The sequence below is a fragment of the Kitasatospora sp. NPDC059462 genome (assembly GCF_042749955.1).
Classification (GTDB): Bacteria; Actinomycetota; Actinomycetes; order Streptomycetales; family Streptomycetaceae; genus Kitasatospora.
The window spans coordinates 1-833 of the sequence record NZ_JBHYUU010000018.1; the positions used below are offsets into that span (position 1 = coordinate 1).

Here is an 833-nt window from a genome sequence, read left to right on the forward strand (position 1 = left end):
GCGGCGGCGCCGCACGCCCCGCCCGCGCCCCCCGCTCCGCCGCCGGCCCCGCTCACCCCTCCGCCGGCGCCCCCGGCGACGGTCTACCCCCCCCTCGCCATGGCCTCCGCCCCGCCGATGCCGCAGTCCGCGCCCCCGATGCCCCCCGCTCCCCCGGCCCCGCCCGCCGCGGCGCCGTCCTTCACGAAGGTCACCCTGGACAAGGGCCGGGTCAGCCTCACCAAGGGCGGCTCGGTCTCGTTGGAGAAGAACGGCAAGCCGTTCCTCTCCACCGTCCGGATGGGTCTCGGCTGGGAGCCGGCCGGCCGCGGCCGCAACATCGACCTCGACGCCTCCTGCCTCGCCTTCGACGCCAAGCGCGAGAAGCTGGACACCGCCTGGTTCATGAAGCTGGGCATCTTCAACGGCGCGATCGCCCACTCCGGCGACAACCTGACCGGCGAGGGCGGCGGCGACGACGAGTCGATCACCGTCCACCTCGACGGCCTGCCGGCGGAGGTCTGCGGTCTGGTCTTCGTCGTGAACTCCTTCTCCGGCCAGAAGTTCACCGAGGTCAAGAACGCCTACTGCCGCCTGGTGGACGCCGCCACCAACCAGGAGCTGGTCCGCTTCGACCTCACCCACTCCGAGGCGCGCACCGGTGTGGTGATGTGCAAGCTGGTCCGCCAGTTCTCGGGCGAGTGGGTGATGACCGCGATCGGCGAGTACGTCGACGCCAAGACCGCCCGCGCCATGGTCAAGCCCGCCGCCGCGATGCTCTGACGCCCCGACGGCCCCTCGACGGCGCCCCCCCGGCCCCCGGGGGGGGGGGGCGTGCGCCGGTGCCTCCGAGA

Annotated in this window: 1 protein-coding gene; it reads left to right on the forward strand. The window is 73.9% G+C overall.

Annotated elements, in window-relative coordinates:
• Positions 1–762 (forward strand): TerD family protein (locus tag ACFXAM_RS07690; RefSeq protein ID WP_380288467.1); only part of this gene is annotated, 762 nt, incomplete at its 5' end.
• Between the last annotated feature and the right edge of the window lie 71 nt (positions 763–833).